Source organism: Chryseobacillus diguaensis (assembly GCF_049220665.1).
Taxonomy (GTDB): Bacteria; Bacillota; Bacilli; order Bacillales; family Bacillaceae; genus Metabacillus_B.
Map to the genome: position 1 here is coordinate 41,049 of NZ_JBMKNV010000012.1, position 15,505 is coordinate 56,553.

General features: G+C 41.6%; 12 protein-coding genes. 10 read left to right on the forward strand and 2 right to left on the reverse strand.

Going from position 1 to position 15,505, the window contains the following annotated elements:
• The first annotated feature begins 196 nt into the window (after positions 1 to 196).
• The 6 genes from ACOT8F_RS16515 to ACOT8F_RS16540 all read left to right on the forward strand — a co-directional run bounded on the left by ACOT8F_RS16515 (position 197) and on the right by ACOT8F_RS16540 (position 7,620).
• A complete protein-coding gene (locus ACOT8F_RS16515) occupies positions 197 to 904 on the forward strand; it encodes a hypothetical protein (protein WP_421653014.1) in 708 nt (235 codons plus the stop codon).
• A gap of 1,072 nt (positions 905 to 1,976) precedes the next feature.
• Positions 1,977 to 3,383: a glucuronate isomerase gene (gene uxaC / locus ACOT8F_RS16520; protein ID WP_421653015.1), complete on the forward strand. Its 1,407-nt coding sequence runs from the start codon at positions 1,977 to 1,979 to the stop codon at positions 3,381 to 3,383.
• Between the two features lie 17 nt (positions 3,384 to 3,400).
• The gene (gene uxuA / locus ACOT8F_RS16525; RefSeq protein ID WP_421653016.1) at positions 3,401 to 4,462 is read left to right on the forward strand and encodes a mannonate dehydratase; all 1,062 of its coding nucleotides are present in this window, start codon (positions 3,401 to 3,403) and stop codon (positions 4,460 to 4,462) included.
• Positions 4,463 to 4,496: 34 nt separating this feature from the next.
• A complete protein-coding gene (locus ACOT8F_RS16530; protein WP_421653017.1) occupies positions 4,497 to 5,345 on the forward strand; it encodes an SDR family oxidoreductase in 849 nt (282 codons plus the stop codon).
• Positions 5,346 to 5,676: 331 nt separating this feature from the next.
• Positions 5,677 to 6,504, forward strand: coding sequence for a sugar phosphate isomerase/epimerase family protein (locus ACOT8F_RS16535; RefSeq protein WP_421653018.1), 828 nt, complete (start codon positions 5,677 to 5,679; stop codon positions 6,502 to 6,504).
• 21 nt (positions 6,505 to 6,525) lie between these two features.
• A complete protein-coding gene (locus ACOT8F_RS16540; RefSeq protein WP_421653019.1) occupies positions 6,526 to 7,620 on the forward strand; it encodes a Gfo/Idh/MocA family protein in 1,095 nt (364 codons plus the stop codon).
• A gap of 108 nt (positions 7,621 to 7,728) precedes the next feature.
• On the opposite strand, the gene ACOT8F_RS16545 is transcribed toward ACOT8F_RS16540, so the two are convergent.
• Positions 7,729 to 9,231 (reverse strand): amidase family protein, encoded by a 1,503-nt coding sequence (locus ACOT8F_RS16545; protein ID WP_421653020.1) that lies wholly within the window; start codon positions 9,229 to 9,231, stop codon positions 7,729 to 7,731.
• 217 nt (positions 9,232 to 9,448) lie between these two features.
• Between ACOT8F_RS16545 and ACOT8F_RS16550 the strand changes: the two genes are divergently transcribed.
• Together ACOT8F_RS16550 and ACOT8F_RS16555 are read left to right on the forward strand one after the other, a co-directional pair.
• Entirely contained in the window at positions 9,449 to 10,093 is a 645-nt protein-coding gene (locus ACOT8F_RS16550; RefSeq protein ID WP_421653021.1) for an SDR family oxidoreductase, read from the forward strand.
• A gap of 533 nt (positions 10,094 to 10,626) precedes the next feature.
• Positions 10,627 to 11,820, forward strand: coding sequence for an MFS transporter (locus ACOT8F_RS16555; RefSeq protein WP_421653022.1), 1,194 nt, complete (start codon positions 10,627 to 10,629; stop codon positions 11,818 to 11,820).
• 82 nt (positions 11,821 to 11,902) lie between these two features.
• On the opposite strand, the gene ACOT8F_RS16560 is transcribed toward ACOT8F_RS16555, so the two are convergent.
• A complete protein-coding gene (locus tag ACOT8F_RS16560) occupies positions 11,903 to 12,433 on the reverse strand; it encodes a YfiT family bacillithiol transferase (RefSeq protein WP_421653023.1) in 531 nt (176 codons plus the stop codon).
• A gap of 186 nt (positions 12,434 to 12,619) precedes the next feature.
• Between ACOT8F_RS16560 and ACOT8F_RS16565 the strand changes: the two genes are divergently transcribed.
• Together ACOT8F_RS16565 and ACOT8F_RS16570 are read left to right on the forward strand one after the other, a co-directional pair.
• On the forward strand, positions 12,620 to 13,327 hold the full coding sequence (locus ACOT8F_RS16565) for a class I SAM-dependent methyltransferase (RefSeq protein ID WP_421653024.1): 708 nt from the start codon (positions 12,620 to 12,622) through the stop codon (positions 13,325 to 13,327).
• A 247-nt stretch (positions 13,328 to 13,574) separates the two neighbouring features.
• Positions 13,575 to 15,503 (forward strand): PTS mannitol transporter subunit IICBA, encoded by a 1,929-nt coding sequence (locus ACOT8F_RS16570; RefSeq protein ID WP_421653025.1) that lies wholly within the window; start codon positions 13,575 to 13,577, stop codon positions 15,501 to 15,503.
• Positions 15,504 to 15,505 lie beyond the last annotated feature (2 nt).

Below are 15,505 nucleotides of genomic sequence, written 5' to 3' on the forward strand. Positions count from 1 at the left end.
AGTAATTTAGATTTTTAATTTGCAGTAAAAAACAGGAGTTTAAGCGGTGGAGAACCTTGGTCATAAACAAGCGATTTTCTTAATAGAATTCCTCAAGCGGGGGGCTGATCGGCTCTTTTTTTGTTTTGTATCGCGGGCGATATAACTTGCAAATAAATTTAAAAACCTTCATATTTAATAGAAAAGGAGGACCGATATGCGACGTGATATACAACAGAATGAACAAGCTTTCTCTTCCAAGGAAGTGGCAGAAGAAGTGGGGATTGCAACTCCCACTGTTCGTAAGTATGGCCAAATCTTAGAGCGGAATGGATATGAGTTTTTGAAAGATGGCGATCGGCGTATCTTTGTTCAATCTGACATCGAAGCGCTTATAGCGTTACGCGATACGGATAAGCCCTTAGACGATACAGCGAAAGACCTTGTGTATCAACAAAGAGAAAAATTAGAAGGATCCAATGAAACAGAGATAGCGATACCCGATACATATGAAAATTTATCTCATGACCCCAATCAATTAAAAGAGGCCTTAATGTTTTTAGTCAATGAACTCGCAGCCACCCGTGAAATGAATGTCCAACTGACAAACGATATGTCACAGCTTAAAACAAAGGTTTCCCAGCTCCAGCAAGATCATCATGTTATAAGTTCTAGTATTGGAAATTCAGCGCAAAGAACTAATGCTAAAATTGAAAAATTAACTGAACAACAAAACACCCATTACGAAACATTGCTGCAACAAGAAAAACAAAAAAGTGAACTCTTACAAAAAGAAATACAAAATATGCGGGACGAACAGAAAAAAGAATGGAGTTCCCAAAATGATTTTAATAAACGTTTAGAAGAAGCGATACAACAACGTAAAGAAAAATGGGGGGGGTTTTTCTCCATATTCCGAAAATAAGATGCCAGTTAAGGTGTTTTGCGTACATGATATGTAAGACCTGGGCGATACCAATGTATCGGTTGATCTACCAAAGGCAAACGAAGGCTCAATTGAAATTCATAGAAGATTTAAGCGATATGCATCTAAACAAAATGCACAACTTGAAGCAAGCAAAAAAGGCATGTTTGTTAAAATAGGAGTTGAGGCGGTTGAAAACCTGCATTCAAAAACAAGAGTCCTCCTTAATGGAGTTGCTCCATACATGGGTTGACCGGCTCCTTTTTTTCCTTTCGTATCGTCGGGCGATATAACTTGCAATTATATTCAAAACCTTTGACATGATATACCGAATATTCTTTTCTAAGGCAGTGTAAGAAGTCGGGATGCAACACCCACTGTTTAAAAGTATGGTCATAACATAGTACGAAACGGATAAGAGTTTTTAAAAGTAGGCGCTTGGCGTATCTTATTTAATCCGCCATCAAAGCGCTTATAGCGTTATGCGATACGGAAAATCCTAGACGATATATATGATAATTTAACCCATAATCCCAAACCATTAAAAAAGGATTCACCATTTTTCAAATTTCAACAATTTCCCGAGAAATAATTACAAATTCTGAGTAGATATCGACAAATTAGAAGCTTCTAAATAGCGATTTGTTTTGCTGATAAGAAAGTTATTTGAGGAGCCGTAAGGACAAAATAGGCTCCTTTTATCATTTTTCTATAATCGTACCTGTAAACTGGCTGATATCTCAAATGATGTGTTAATCATAAATGGAAAAATAGCTAAGTAAGTGCTTCCTTTAAAAATTGTCATTTCCTTTGTCCCCTGTTATCTCCCGACAACTCTTAAGATATTAATATCCTAATTTAAGTGAATATCTAGATATACTCCTGCCCACTAGTGCTTTTAGACGATAAATGCTCATATTATTTCAAAATGCTACAAAAGCATTGCCTCATTAAAAATGCGTATGTAAAATGAATCTAATAAATCGGTTTATATACCAATCTTTCCTCTGTATTTTTGTAAACGCTTTATTCTGTGCTGATCTGCTAACTATTTTTTGAAGGGATGAGTTGAATGACGTTCTTAGATGAAGATTTCCTACTTCATAGTAAAAGCTCTAAGATTTTATTCCATGACTATGCAAAGGATATGCCCATTTATGATTTCCACTGCCATCTCAATCCTAAAGAAATTGCCGACAACAAAAGGTATGAATCGATGACGGAGCTATGGCTCGAAGGTGACCACTATAAGTGGAGGGCTATGAGAGCATTTGGAATAGATGAATCGCTCATAACTGGCAAAGCTTCAGACAAAGAAAAGTTCCGGGAGTGGATCAAGACATTATCGTACATGATTGGCAACCCGCTTTACCATTGGTCACACCTTGAACTCAAACGGTATTTTGGATACAGCAAGGCCGTAAAAGAAGAAGACTGGGAAGATATATGGAATCACTGTACCGAAGTTCTCTCAGGGGATGCTTTCAGTACTCAGTCTATTATCAGCAGCAGCTGTGTGAAAGTAATTTGTACTACGGATGACCCTTGTGATTCTCTGGTCAGTCATATTCAAATTGCTAATAATCCCAGCATCGAAACAAAAGTTCTTCCTGCTTTCCGTCCTGATAAAGGGCTGGAAATCAAGCAGTCTGCTTTCCTCCCTTTCGTCCGAAAATTAGAGGCAGCTGCTCAAGTTACCATTCAAAGCTATGAACAGTATCTAGAGTGTCTAGAAAAAAGAGTTCACTTCTTTCATGAAACGGGATGCCGCATATCTGATCATGGATTTGAAAAGCTAGTTTACGAACCTGGAACTAAGCAGGAGGCGGCCTCAACATTTGAAAAAGCTTTGAGCGGACAGACCATTTCAAGCGTTGAAGCAGACCAGTTCAAAACTTATACATTTGTCTTTTTATGTGAGCTCTACTATTCACTTGGATGGGCAATGCAGCTGCATATAGGAGCTATACGGAACAATAATACCCGCAAATTTGCACAGCTTGGAGCAGATAGCGGATTTGATTCAATTTCTGATCATGGGTTAGCGAAACCCTTAAATTTATTTCTGGATGCACTTGATCAAAAGAACTGTTTACCGAAGACGATTATTTACCCGCTTAACCCTAATCATTTTGAATTAGTGGCAAGTACAGCCGGCAATTTTCAGGGAGATGGAATCCGCGGGAAAATTCAGTTTGGATCGGGCTGGTGGTATAACGATCAGAAAGGCGGAATGCTCAAACAAATGACCGATCTTGCCAATATTGGGCTATTGAACACATTTATTGGAATGCTAACCGACTCAAGAAGCTTTTTGTCTTATACTAGACATGAGTATTTCCGAAGAATTCTCTGTCAGCTGGTGGGAACATGGATTGAGGATGGAGAAATTCCAGCAGACTATAAGCTTATAGGCGGAATCATTCAGGACATAAGTTTTCACAATGCTAAACATTATTTTGACATTCCACTAGACTGATAGAGGAGCGAATGAATATGAAAATGTCTTTTAGATGGTACGGAAATTCAGACCTTATCCCGTTAGCGTACATTAGGCAAATTCCAGGCATGAAGGGGATTGTCTCAGCGATTTACGATATCGACCCAGGCGACGTGTGGCCGATCGATAAAATCAGAGGGCTAAAAAACGAGGTTGAAAAGGCGGGCCTTGAGCTAACCGTTATCGAAAGCGTGCCCGTTCACGAGGACATTAAGCTCGGATTGCCTTCAAAGGAAAACTATATTGAAAATTACAAGCAAACCATCAGAAACCTTGCAGAATGCGGAATTGAAACTGTTTGTTATAATTTCATGCCTGTATTCGACTGGACCCGTTCTTCTCTTGAACATGAACTCTCCGACGGCTCTACATGCCTTTCCTATGAAGAGGATGTAATTGAGAGAATGGATCCCCTTTCCGGAGAATTGAGCCTGCCCGGGTGGGACTCCAGCTACAAAAAAGAGGATGTGGAACGCATTTTCAATCTATATGCTTCCATTGATAAGGAACAGCTCCGTTTAAACTTGAAGGATTTCTTGCAGCAGATCATTCCCGTGGCTGAGGAGGAAGGCGTAAAACTCGCCGTTCATCCGGACGATCCGCCATGGGATATCTTTGGGCTTCCTAGAATTCTATCAACAAAAGAGGATTTTGATTGGCTTTTCTCGCTTTCTGACAGTCCGAGCCATGGCATGTGCTTCTGTACGGGTTCACTTGGGCCTAATCTGGCGAAGGAACTGCCTGATTTAATACGATATTTTGGTTCAAAAGGGCGAATTCATTTTGTTCATGCAAGAAATGTCAAAATAACTGGGGATAAAAGCTTCCATGAATCTGCACATCTATCAGCTGAAGGATCCGTTGATATGTTTGATGTTGTCCAAGCATTACATGAAATACGCTACACAGGCCCGATCCGTCCAGATCACGGGAGAATGATCTGGGGAGAAACAGGAAAACCTGGCTATGGCCTCTTTGATCGAGCTCTAGGTGCCGTCTATTTGAATGGACTATGGGAGGCCCTTCAAAAAAAATCAAAAATTTCAGTTCACCAGTAAAAATGGGTGCTCGAAGCCGAAAGGAGATTTTAAAATGAAGGCATACCAAATTGATTTATCCGGTAAAGTAGCGGTTGTAACGGGGGGCGCTGGGGTTCTTTGTGCGGAATTTTCTAAAGCGCTCGCTTCCTGCGGTGCAAGCGTAGCAATTTTAAACCGCACAGAATCAAAAGCCGAGGCATTAGCTGAAGAAATTACAAGCAGTGGAGGTATGGCATTAGGTATTGATGCAGACGTCCTGAAAAAGGAGAGCTTGGAGCACGCCAGGCAAATCATTCAAAATAAGTTTGGAGGCTGCGACATTTTAATTAACGGAGCTGGAGGCAATCATCCATCGGGAACGACCAGCAAAGAATACTTCGAATTAGATGATCTAAACCAAACTGAACTCACCTCATTTTTCGATCTTGATGAGGAAGGTATTCGATACGTTTTTGATATTAACTTCATGGGAACTCTGCTTGCAACACAAGTATTTGCAAAAGATATGGTTAAAAAACAAGGATGTTCCATTATTAATATCTCTTCAATGAATGCTTTTACTCCTCTTACAAAGATCCCTTCATACAGCGCAGCGAAAGCCTCTGTAAGCAATTTTACGCAATGGCTTGCTGTTCATTTTTCAAAAGCTGGGGTAAGGGTAAACGCTATCGCACCTGGTTTTTTCTTAACCGACCAAAACCGCAATTTATTAGTAGATAAGAATGAAGAACTCACAGAGCGTGCAGCAAAAATTATCAGCCAGACTCCTATGAGCCGATTTGGAGAAAAAGAGGAACTTGTCGGAACCCTGCTTTACCTATCCGATCCAAGAGCCTCTGGTTTTGTAACAGGAATTGTCATTCCTGTTGATGGTGGATTTTCTGCTTACTCAGGAGTTTAAACTGCCTGAAATATATTCAATATTTATAATTTTTTGTGCAATCGTATTATTTATGCCTGCTTGATCCTCCTCTATACTAAAAAAAGAAGGTAAGGGGAGGATTTTTCTCATTAGAAGCATCCAAATGAGTCGGAATTGAAGATTCTTTTTATTAGACATCCTTAACCTTTTTTGGACTTTTGGCCATTTGTTCAGTCTTCTTCCTTGTACCAGGATTGGCTATATTTTTTGGATAAGCGTGTCGATACTTTGGTGCTCGTATAATTCTTCGAAAATCGTAAAACAACTTAAACCGGTTCATTAGTTCAACAGATCAAAGGGAGGAAAAAGGATGCTTACTTTAACAGGATTTGCTGATGAAATTTCACCAGACTTGAATAAACAGCTGGAGGTTCTGCAATCGGAAGAAATTAAATATATCGAGCTTAGGGGTGTCTGGGAAAAGAATGTTCTTGAGCTGACGGACGAGGAATTGCACAGCATAAAACAAACACTCGAAAAAGGCGGATTCAAACTTTCCTCCATTGGATCACCTATAGGCAAAATCAGCATACTGGATGATTTTGATGGACATCTATCAAGGTTGGAACGAGCCATTTCCGTAGCTGAATATTTCCAAACTAAATACATCCGTATCTTTTCTTTCTTCATGCCAGAAGGAGAGGATCCTGCTCGATACAGAGAAGAAGTCATGAGAAGGATGTCTGCTCTTGTAAAAAAGGCCGAAGAGAAAGGAATGATCCTGCTGCATGAGAACGAAAAAGAGATTTATGGGGATAATGAATGGCGCTGTTTAGATATTTTGAGAACAATCAATTCTCCAAATTTAAGGATGGCCTTTGATCCGGCAAACTTTATTCAATGTGGCGTATTGCCGCACACAGAAGCTTATCCTCTTTTAGAAAGATACATTGAATATGTTCATATAAAAGATGCCATTTTAAAAACTGGAAAAGTCGTGCCCGCCGGTAAGGGTGACGGGGAATTACTGCCTTTATTGACAACTTTGAAGCAAAGCAATTACAAAGGGTTTTTATCTCTGGAACCTCATTTAGCAGCTGCTGAGACATTCTCGGGATATAGTGGTCCCGAACTATTTGTTGTGGCAGTTAAAGCGCTGAAGGACATACTAAAAGAAACAAATTACACATGGAAATGAGAAAAAGGGAGGATATCATACATGATTAGAGACAAAATAGGGTTTGGCATAATCGGGTGCGGAGTTATCAGTGAAACCCATCGGGCTCAAATTTGCGAAATAGAAGATGCCGTATTAGTGGCAGTTTCTGATGAAAATCCGGAAAAAGCAAGGGATTTAGCAGCAAAGGCAGATGCAGATTGGTACAGTGATTATAGGGAGATGCTAAAAAGGAACGATATAGATGTGGTATGTATTCTAACACCAAGCGGAGCGCATCACGAAATGACAATAGATGCAGCAAGAGCAGGAAAGCATGTCATTACAGAAAAACCGATTGATACCACTCTTGAAAAAGCGGCATTAATGATTGAAGAATGTGAAAAAGCTAATGTGAAACTCTCTGTTATTTCTCAGCATCGGTTCGATTCTTCAACCAATAAAGTGAAGAAAGCGATTGATGAAGGAAAGTTCGGTAAGATGATTCTAGGGCAAGCTTCTGTCAATTGGTATCGCTCCCAAGAATACTATGACAGCGGGGATTGGCGTGGAACATGGAAGCTTGATGGTGGGGGGGCTTTAATGAACCAGTCCATACATACCATTGACCTCCTTCAATACTTGATGGGACCTGTTGAAAGTGTTTTTGCCCATACAGCAACACTTGCTCATGAAAGAATTGAGGTAGAGGATGTTGCAGCGGCAACAGTTAAATTCACGAATGGAGGCATTGGCAGCATCGTGGGAACGACATGCGCTTTTCCAGGATTATCTGCTAGGCTTGAAGTTTTTGGTACGTTAGGTACAGCAGTCATAGATGATGACCGCTTAACCCATTTGTATCTAAAGGAAACTGCAATGAATTTATCAGCACATTACGAAGTAAATGCGAAAAATCTGGCAGAAATTCAGGAAAAGCAAACGGAAACGGGCGCCAGCAATCCTGGAGCTATTGCCGGGAACTCACATCGCGATCAATTACAGGATATGATTGCGGCAATTAGAGAAGACCGAGAGCCACTCGTTAATGGAAGAGAAGGAGTAAAACCTTTGGAGATTATTTTAGCCATTTATAAATCTGCAGAGTCAGGCAAGCCTGTAAAAATCTCTTCTTTGTATGATTCTGTTATCCAATGATAAGCAAAAAACCTAAGTTCTCTAGCACAAAGAGTTCTTAGGTTTTTTTCTGCCATAAACCTACCTGGCTGATTTTAAGCTTGAGAGACAATACCTTTAGAAAATTATTCAAACAAGATAATGAGGATTAGTATCTGCCGAAACCCATATATCAGACTCCTCCAGCTGCCCGGCAAGCCTGTACAGCAAATCCTCGCGCCCACGCGCTGCCATTACCTGAATGCCAAGAGGAAGGCCTTCATCTGTAACATGAAGGGGAAGGGTCATGGCAGGCTGGCCTGTCAGGTTCGCAAGCTGGGTGAAGGGAGTGCGTTTTAGATTGTTTTCAGCAAGCTGATCAACAATGCCCATTTTCTTCAGTAATTTTCCTGCCCTCAGCTGTCCGGAAAGCTTAACGAGCATGGCTTCTGTTTTACTCGGCTTAAGTTCTCCGATTAATGGAGCGGGGTAGGCCGTAGAGGGTGTAAGATAAAAATCATATGTCTCATGGAAATCTTCCATGACATATGCTGCACGATCCCATTCCCGTAAGGATAAAATCAATTCCTCTGCCGTCAGCGCTCTTCCAAGCATGCCCATCATCCATGTGACAGGCTCCACGTCATTTCGCTTAGCTTTTCTTCCCAGTACCTTTTCCAAAGAAAAAATTAAAGCGGCTACCTCTCCAAAACACATCGTTAAATAGCTTTTTGCAATGATATGACCATCAGTCGGAGCCGCCTTTTCAACAACCGAATGACCTTTTGATTCCAGCCACTTTACCGTTTTTAGTACAGCTTTTTGACAATCTTGATGAACTTCAGTGCCCATTGGAGATTCTATGCTGAACGCGATGGAATACTTTTTTTCGTCAGGATGAGTTATTTCATTTAGATAGGAGCCTTGATAAGGAGGCGCATGAAAGGCAGCTCCTTTTTCGTGGGTATGAATGGCATCAAGCATCACTGCACTGTCCCGGACCGATCTTGAAAGGATGTGGTCGATCGATGCACCCTGCCAGTGTCTTCCTAGGGACGGGCCAGTAGGTGTCCTTCCTCTAGTCGGCTTTAAGCCAAATAGACCGCAGTAAGATCCTGGAATCCGAATGGAGCCTCCTCCATCACTTGCCCCTGCGATAGGAACCATCCCTCCTGCAACGGCAGCCGCCGAGCCGCCGCTTGAACCTCCTGGTGTGTGCTGATCATTCCACGGGTTTCTTGCAGGTCCATAAAATACAGGCTCAGTAATGCCAAGAAGGGCAAACTCCGGCACATTGGTCTGGCCTGCAATAACAGCCCCGGTTCTGCGAATGCTCTTTACATAGGCTGCGTCTTCTTTAGCGCGGTAATTTTGAAAAGCTTTTGAGCCGGATGAGATTTTTTCTCCCTTAATCTCTTGAACAATATCTTTTAGAAGAATGGGAACACCCTTAAAAGGACCATCTGAAAGAGGGGCTTCAAGTGACTTTTCCGCTTGATCATACATTTTATTAATAACAGCATTCAGGGAAGGGTTATGGAATTCGATTGCCTCAATGGCGGCAGAAAGGACTTCTTCAGGTTTTACTTCTTTTTTTTCAATTAATGCTGCAATACCTAAACCGTCATACCGTTTATACTCTTGAACCTTCACTCAGTCACCTGCTTTCTTTTCTTATACTTTCTGGGAGGAAAGAGGAAATTCCTTTAATTGAAAAAGCTTTTAACAGAGGATTTCAGGGAATAGTAAAGTTAAACAAACGTTTGATTAACTCTTTGTTTCAGCTATTAAGCCAAGTGAAACAGGATAATTGAACTCAACTTCCTCATTTGACAAAATAGAGGACAAGTAAAGAAGGGAGCGGTAGATCATGAAGGTTTTAGTAGCAGGAGCAAATGGACAGATTGGCAAACAGTTAGTAGATAAGCTGAAAAACAGCGGCGAGCATACTCCGGTTGCGTTGGTCAGAAAACAGGAGCAGGCTGATTCCTATGCTGAAACCGGTGTAGAAACTGTACTCGCTAATTTGGAAGATTCAGTGGACAAGCTGACAGAAGCAGTCAAAGGAAATGACGCCATCGTATTTACAGCTGGTTCAGGCGGAAGCACAGGAGAAGATAAAACCCTCTTGATTGACCTTGACGGTGCAGTGAAAGTAATGGAAGCGGCAGAAGCTGCAGGAATCAAACGATTCGTCATGGTAAGCGCTCTGCAGGCAAACAACAGAGAAAACTGGAATGAAAAATTAAAGCCTTATTATGTGGCAAAGCATTATGCAGACAGAGCCCTGCTTCAAAGCAATTTAACCTATACAATCATCCGCCCTGGAGGGCTGCTGAACGAGCCTGGAACAGGAAAGGTTTCTGTTGGAGAAAAGCATGATAGGGGCTACATCCCTCGTGAGGATGTAGCATCTGTCATTCTTGCGGCACTTGATGAAGAGAAAACTTATAATAAGGCCTTTGATTTGGTTTCAGGAGATACGCCGATTGAGGAGGCTGTTAAGTCTGTTTGATTTTAAAATTTAACGAGTTAGAAAGGAGCCGCCTGCTTAGCTGGGCGGCTTCTTTCATGTGGGGGAACTATTAGGATGCCTGAAATAGATTGTAAAGCTGTAATTTTTTACATAAAATGGAGTATTTGTATGTACAGATGAGTACTTGATTTGAAAAGCCGATGGAATGAAGTGAAGAGGCGGTTCCTCTTCAATTTATAGGTTTTTTATCAAGAATACTAACATTTTGGCAGTATCTTTCTTCAAGGATTTGGTCAGCAAACAGAAGCGAGGTGCGTTAATGATCAGAGGCTTAACCCTCAAAAATCAATCTTTTAGAAGTAGAAGAACGCAGAGTAATTGGAAACAAGCCTATCTTAATTTTAGGCTCAATTCAAACATTTATCATATAATAAAACTAACCAAAACAAAGGAGACAGCCCAATGTGATATGAATGATAAGCTATAAGCAAAATTTCATAAAAAGGAGCAGTCCCATGTGAAAATAACCCCTTCATACTAAGAATAATCATAAGTAAAGGGGCGCTTTAAAAATGAAAACACCATCCTTTCGATTTCTTTGGATTGGCCAGACGCTGGCGAATTCCGGAGACATTTTTTATATTGTCGGGCTCATTGCTTTGTTATATAAAATCACGGGTACCGCTTTGTTTCTTGCCGCTGTTCCGCTCTGCATTATGATAGCGAAGTTTATAAGCGGTATGGCTGCACCTATTATTCTTGATAAATGGAAACTCGAATCCTTGCTTTTTTATTCTCAAGGAGGGAAGACGGCGCTCCTCTTGATGCTATGTTTTCCTTCCAGTTCAATTTATTTCATATTTATCCTAGTGTTTTTAATTTCCTTTTTAGACGGATGGGCTGCACCTGCAAGAAGTACCCTGCTTCCAATTCTTGTGAAGGAAGAAGAGCTGGTAAGGGCAAACAGCTTTGTTTCAACGCTTGATCAGTCTGTGCAGCTTGGCGGATGGGCAGTTGGAGGCATCCTTGCAGCTGCGGTTGGGGGGCAGAACCTCGTTTGGCTGACTGTCCTTTTATTCGCCATCTCCACTTTCATGATGAAGGGCATTCATTCAGGTGCCGTTTATGAAAAGCCCTCCGTTTCTTTGCCAAAAGGTGCTTTGATGATAGAAGGATGGCTTGAAATCTGGAAAAATCCGGGTCTAAAAGCGATTCATATCATTCTCTTTTTGGAAACGGCTGCAGGAACGGTTTGGATTGCAGCCCTTCTCTATATTTACGTAAAAGAGCAGCTGCATATGGGAGAAGAATGGTGGGGCTACATTAATGCCAGCTTCTTTGCGGGGCTGATCCTCGGAAGGGCTATAAGCTTTCAATATGCTCGCTTCCTTGAGAGGCATATGTATTCTTTGATGGCAGCAGGAGGATTTGGCATTGCTCTTTCGACTTTATGGTTTGGAATCACGGCATTGCCTGCAGCCGCCCTGGCAGCATCAGCGTTATTCGGTGTAATGGAGCAGGTGAAATCAGTGTGTATGACAACAACGCTGCAAAAAATAGCTCCAAGACAGCTCCTGCCAAAAATCTATTCAGCCCAAAGTACATTGATAGCTCTGGTCTTCGGTCTCGGCTCAGTAGCTTCAGGGTATCTTGCAGATAAGACAGATATTGGAAATGTTTATATTGGAGCAGCTGCTTTATTGGCGTTATCTGCCGTCTATACACTCACTAGGAAAGTGCAGTTTACAAAGGTACAAAGCAAGTAATCTGAAAAACCCCCGTCTCCTGTGTTGGAGCAGGGGGTTTTATAGTATTATAAGTCTGAATACTGGAGAAAAATCGTGCGCTTTAACCCCAGCCCATTCTCTTAATAAGATTCGTAACATGAGCAAGATGATGCTCCGAATGCCAAGCATACAAGGCCAGTGTGACATCAAGCGGGATGACGGCCTTCCATTCGGGGTGATAAAATCCTCTTTTAAATTCCTCCTCTGTTAATCCTTCAAGCAAATGAACCCACCTAGCGTGCAGCCCTTTTAAAAGCTGCAGAGAAAAGACAGGATCAACAGCCAAAACATCAGGCAGCTCAGCCCATTTGTCTTCTTTATACATCTTTACTGCCGGGTCATCCTCTGTTAAAGCCAGCTTGAATCGGATAAAGCTGTTCATATGACTGTCTGCGACATGGTGAATGACCTGCCGGATCGTCCAGCCGAAAGGGCGGTATGTTGTTTCAAGCTGATCCTCTGTTAGCCTTTCTACGGCCTTTTCCAGCTTTTCAGGGAGCAGCCTTATCACTTCAATCCATTCTTTTTTGGTTTCAGCTGAAATCATTTCTGGTTTTTTAAACTTCCCGATAGGATATTTTAAGTCTTCCATGCGTTTCACTGCCCTTCCAAAAAATATGTCTCTCTTATATTTATAAGTTAAAACTCCTTTCATGAGAAGAATGTTAAAAGGATAATTCGCCAAAAGAGCTGTCCGCCGATAAAAGATCGTAATCACCTCAGGAAGAAGGGATTCTGTTATGCAAAAAGAAAATAAAGGAGTGGAAGGAATGGAAATATGACTAAATCAACCGAACAAACCTTTGATGCACTTGCTAAAACGTATGAAAAAGATGTTGATCAGATGAGCCCTTATAATGCTGATTATGAACGGCCGGCAATGATGGAATTGATTCCTGATGTACTTGAAGGAAAGACGATTTTAGATGCCGGCTGTTCAGCTGGCTGGTATACAGAAGCTCTCACGAAGAGGGGAGCGAGTGTAACAGGCATTGATCTTAGCCCACAAATGATTCAGAAGGCCGAAAAGAGACTAAACGGGAGAGCGAGGCTTCTAAGCCATGATCTCTCAGAGCCGCTCCCTTTTCAGGACAATGAATTTGATCTGATTGTCAGTTCGCTTACCCTCCACTATTTAGAGGATTGGCAGCCAATTTTTGAGGAGTTTAACAGGGTGTTGAAACAGGGAGGAACACTTCTCTTTTCAACCCATCACCCATTTATGGATTTTGTTAATTTTAAATGTGATAATTATTTTGAAAAAAAGCAGCTGACTGATTCGTGGGATAAGCCTAATATCAACATTGATGTACAATTTTACAGAAGACCGATGCAGGAAATTATTAATGAGACATCGTGCTTTTTTACAATTGAACAAATGATTGAGCCACAGCCGAAGGATTCGATGAGAAATAAGAAGCCAGATGGGTATCAATACTTGATGACCCATCCGCATTTTCTCATTCTAAAAGCAAAAAAGGGATGAGAGCCTAAAAGGGCTTTCATCCTTTTATTATGGCTGTTTTCGCAGAGATTCACATGAATGAGCTGGCCAGTCGTATAGGAAGAGTCATCAGATCAAAAATTTCTGGAAACCCTATTAATAGGCGATTCAGCAGAAACAAAAGTTGTGACGCGAATAGACGTGACAAATTTAGGTTTGTTTGTAAGCGGTTAATATTCTAAGATTGAGATAGGCTAACAGAAGTATATATAGAAAGGAAGCGAGCGATATGGCTCAATCTAACATAAAAGTCGGCGTTCAGAAGTTCGGTAACTTTTTAAGCTCAATGGTTATGCCGAATATTGGCGCATTTATAGCATGGGGCTTGATTACAGCCTTATTTATCCCGACAGGGTGGGCACCAAATGCAGCATTGGCAAAGCTTGTAGGCCCGATGGTAACGTATTTGCTGCCATTATTGATTGGTTATACAGGCGGTAAACTGATTCATGATCAAAGGGGGGGCGTTGTCGGAGCGATTGCCACCATGGGGGTTATCGTCGGTACCACTATGCCGATGTTTCTTGGCGCCATGATCATGGGACCTCTCGGAGGTTACGCCATTAAAAAGTTTGACAAGGCAATCGAAGGAAAAGTAAAAGCCGGCTTTGAAATGCTGGTGAACAACTTCTCTGCCGGAATTATTGGCGGAGCGCTTACATTATTATCCTTTTTAATCATAGGGCCTGCTGTCGGTACTTTTACTGGATGGCTTGTAGCAGGAGTAGACTGGATGGTTGGGCTTGGCATTCTGCCATTAACAAGTATTTTCATCGAGCCAGCAAAAGTATTGTTCTTAAATAACGCCATCAACCATGGTGTATTATCTCCAATCGCATTGCAGCAGGCGAAAGAGCAAGGACAATCTGTCTTGTTCCTTCTTGAAGCAAACCCAGGACCAGGTTTTGGTATCTTACTCGCATATTGCTTCTTTGGAAAAGGTTCAGCGAAGATGTCTGCACCTGGCGCAGCAATTATTCAGTTTTTAGGCGGTATTCACGAAATTTATTTCCCTTATATTCTAATGAAACCAATGCTTTTTATTGCAGCGATCCTTGGCGGAATGAGCGGTGTGTTTACACTGGTGCTTCTGCACGGCGGATTATTGTCACCAGCTTCACCAGGCAGTATTATTGCCTTGCTTCTAGCAACACCTCATAATGCTGGTACGTATATTGCCAATATTTTAGGTGTACTGGTTGCAGCAGTGGTTTCCTTCGTTGTTTCAGCTATTGTTTTAAGAACAAGCAAAAGTGAAACAGGTGATATTGAAACAGCAGCGAATAAAATGCAGGAAATGAAGGGGAAGAAAAGCAGTGTTGCCGGTACTTTCGCAGCACGCAACGGTGAGTTCCCTGCAGATGCAAAAAAAGTGATTTTCGCTTGTGATGCAGGAATGGGTTCAAGCGCCATGGGTGCATCCATTTTAAGAAAGAAAATAAAAGAAGCGGGACTGAGTGTGACATCTGTCAACTCTGCGATCTCAAACCTTCCGCCAGATGCGGAAATTGTTATTACACAGGAAGAGCTGACACCGCGGGCGCGCCAAAAAGTGCCAAATGCTTATCACATTTCAGTTGATAGCTTCCTTCAAGCACCTGAATACGATAAGCTTGTAGAAGATTTGAAAAACGGAAAAACAGAAGCAGCAGCAACTGTTGCCGAAGAAGCACCGGCAGAGCAGCCATCCCCTGAAACGGATGAAGTTCCTGCTCCAGAATCAGACTCAGATGTCCTTCTTGAAAGAAATATTTACTTGAATCAGCGATTCGCAAACAAAGAAGAAGCAATTCGATTTGCCGGAAAAGTATTGGCTGAACAAGGATATGTCAATGAAAATTATATCGAAGCCATGATCGCAAGAGATGAATTGACATCAACCTATATGGGGAATGATGTTGCGATCCCTCATGGAACAGAAGAAGCGAAGAAGGACGTACTGAAATCAGGCGTCGTCATCCTTCAAGTTCCTGAAGGTGTTGATTTTGATGGAAATAAAGTAAGACTGCTGTTCGGAATAGCCGGAAAAGACGGCACACATCTTGAAATTCTATCTGGTATTGCTGTTACATGCTCTGACATGGAGAACATTGAAAAAATGGCGGCAGCAAAAACAACAAGAGAATTGATGGATGTCATCGGCGGTCTAAATAAATAATG